Source organism: Dolichospermum lemmermannii CS-548, from assembly GCF_028330815.1.
In the GTDB taxonomy this organism is placed as follows: domain Bacteria; phylum Cyanobacteriota; class Cyanobacteriia; order Cyanobacteriales; family Nostocaceae; genus Dolichospermum; species Dolichospermum lemmermannii.
Window position 1 is genome coordinate 1 of the sequence record NZ_JAQMTJ010000189.1, and the last position, 2,979, is coordinate 2,979.

At 42.6% G+C, this 2,979-nt stretch carries 2 protein-coding genes; both read left to right on the forward strand.

The features are described from left to right. Positions 1 to 247 precede the first annotated feature (247 nt). The gene (locus PN450_RS12505) at positions 248 to 829 is read left to right on the forward strand and encodes a TIGR04376 family protein (protein ID WP_271836529.1); all 582 of its coding nucleotides are present in this window, start codon (positions 248 to 250) and stop codon (positions 827 to 829) included. Between the two features lie 522 nt (positions 830 to 1,351). After that, complete coding sequence (gene ltrA, locus PN450_RS12510) at positions 1,352 to 2,845, forward strand: group II intron reverse transcriptase/maturase (RefSeq protein WP_271836530.1); 1,494 nt, start codon at positions 1,352 to 1,354, stop codon at positions 2,843 to 2,845. The last annotated feature ends 134 nt before the right edge of the window (positions 2,846 to 2,979 follow it).

The window sequence follows — 2,979 nt, forward strand, 5'->3', positions numbered from 1 at the left end:
AGTAGGGGCGAAGCATTTGGAAGATAAATTATCGGTCATTGCCAAAAATAGTTCTCCAAATGCTTCGCCCGTACAGTTGTTAGTAGGGGCGAAGCATTTGGAAGATAAATTATCGGTCATTGCCAAAAATAGTTCTCCAAATGCTTCGCCCGTACAGTTGTCAGTTGTCAGTTCTTAGGAGAAAGAAGGAAATTTCCCTGTTCTCTGTTATAAACTAGTAAGATATCCGATAGTTGGAGTTTTAACAGTGAGTTTATTTGATGATTTAAGTCGGTTTTTAGAAAGTCGTTTAGAAGAGTTCTTGCGGAATAACCCTCATTTAGAGTTAGAAGCACTTTTAGAACAACTGCGGGAACAAGAAGAAGATACATTAAAGTTAATTGCTGAGTTACAATTGCAAGAGAAGCGATCGCAAGATGAAATTCTCAGCACAGCCCAAGAAATCCAAAAATGGCATATTCGGATTCAAAAAGCCCAAGCCGTAGGTAGACAAGACTTAGCCACCCCAGCCCAAGAACGAGAAGCAGCCCTACTGCGAGAAGGAAATCAAATGTGGGGACAAATGCAAGGTTTAAAAGAACGCATTAACCAGTCCCAAGAACTACTTCGTAAAATTCAACAACGTCGTCAAGAAGTACAAACAAAAGCAGCCGAAGCACAAACAGCCAGAACCAAAGCACAAACCCAGCAAAAACTAGAAACTGAAACTCATGGCTGGAATACATCTACTAATTCTAATAGTAACTTTGATGATTTAGAAAATACATTTCGCCGTTGGGAAACCCAAGATGAATTAGAGTGCGATTCGTTGTTAGTTGAATCACGGTAAACAGCCCGTACATAAGCTAACCAACCCAATCCAATCATGGAGAAAGGTTGAACTCTCGGTCTGATATGGGTGAAAGTCCCATCTACCAGACTCAGGTATGACTCCCTACCTACCCACACTGACTAGACTCGGTTTCTAGAGGGTGAAGCTGGGAACAGGACGCAATCAGACATCCGTTGTGGGGTGACACTTGGCGTTAATGGGGAGTTCCTACGGTGAAACAGAGCCTAAAAAAGCAACCTACATCTAAGCAGGACACAATACCAAAACCTGACTTCATTGGAGTTAATTCCCGCCGCACTTTCTAGTGGTAGCGGTAAGAGTCCAGGGAATCCAATGGTTGAATTGGCTACATCTAAGGGAACGAACAATCTAACCGAGGGAACGAATAAAAACGGATTGAGGGTCTAAGGGCGGTCGAACCCTATAAGTAGGCTGGACGAGCAGCGGAACTCCCTCAATTCGGGTAGGACAGACCGTAATTGGTCTGAGGTGTTCAGAATACACAAATGGTCGCAGAGCATGATTAGACACAGAGACAACTCTAGTGAATCCTGGAAGACGTTACCGTGGAAGAAATTCCGCCGTAACTTATTCCGCCTACAAAAACGCGTGTATAAAGCTGTTCAAGTTGGCGACAAGCGCAAAGCGAAGTCCTTACAAAAACTGATTCTGAAATCAACCGCAGCAAGATTACTGGCTATCCGTCAAGTAACACAGCTAAATGCTGGTCAAAAGACAGCGGGAATTGATGGTAAAACTGCGCTCACATTCGAGCAAAGGTTTGAACTAAGTGAAAAACTTAGAACCGAAGCTAATAACTGGAAACACCAGGGATTACGTGAAATACCCATCCCCAAAAAGGATGGTAAAACCCGGATTCTCAAAGTCCCCACTATTGCAGATAGGGCGTATCAATGCCTTATCAAATACGCATTAGAACCAGCACACGAAGTAACTTTCCATGCTAAAAGCTATGGGTTTAGGACGGGACGCTCGGCACATGATGCACAAAGACAACTGTTCAACAATCTAAACTCCAGTGCAAATGGAATGGATAAAAGGGTTATAGAACTCGATATCGAAAAATGCTTCGACAGGATAAACCACTCCGCCATTATGGATAAACTCATCGCTCCTAAGAGTATAAGACAAGGAATCTTCCGATGTCTCAAAGCCGGAGTCAACCCAGAGTTTCCCGAACAAGGAACACCGCAAGGTGGGGTGGTAAGTCCACTGTTAGCCAACATCGCCTTAAATGGGATTGAAAGTATTCATAGATACCACGAGGACTCTAAAAAAAGAATCACAGACAAAACCTCAAGGGAAAAGATTATTGAGCCAACAATCCGATACGCGGATGACATGGTAATAATACTTAGATCACAAGACGATGCCACAGAAATACTTGACAAAATTAGTCAGTTCCTAGCAGAGCGGGGAATGAAAGTCGGTGAGAAAAAGACAAAGCTAACCGCCGCGACAGATGGGTTTGATTTCCTCGGCTGGAACTTCAAAGTCCAGAAAAACGGGAAGTTTAGATGTACTCCCTCAATGGATAACTACAAAGCTTTTCGTAAGAAAGTAAAACACATCGTCAACAACTCGAATTATGGTGCTACCACAAAGGCTGAGAAATTAGCCCCTGTAGTTAGAGGTTGGAGGAACTACCACCGCTTCTGCAAGATGGACGGGTCGCGTAACTCGCTATACCACATTCAACACAGAGCTTTCAAGGTATTCAATCAGGAAACTAAGCAAAATCGCTACACTAGCAAGCAATTACTAGATAAGGCGTTCCCCTCAGTTCCTTACTCCGAAAATAAACACATCAATGTTAAAGGTGAAAAATCGCCCCAGGACGGAGATTTGAGTTATTGGAGCGAGCGTAATAGTAAGCTCCATAACAACAATACCTCTAAAGCCCTCCAACGGCAAAACCATAAATGTGGACATTGTGGATTAAAAATGCTCAGTGATGAGAAGGTACATTTGCATCATGTTGATGGAAACTAAGTAGAACGGCTTGAATAATTCAAAGTTTGTAGTGAGGAATTTATTCCTCATTTGAGGGCTGAAGCCCTTACTACGAAATCATCTCCAGATTTTTTACATTACTTAATCTACTTTGATTTATTTTCGTCTACTTA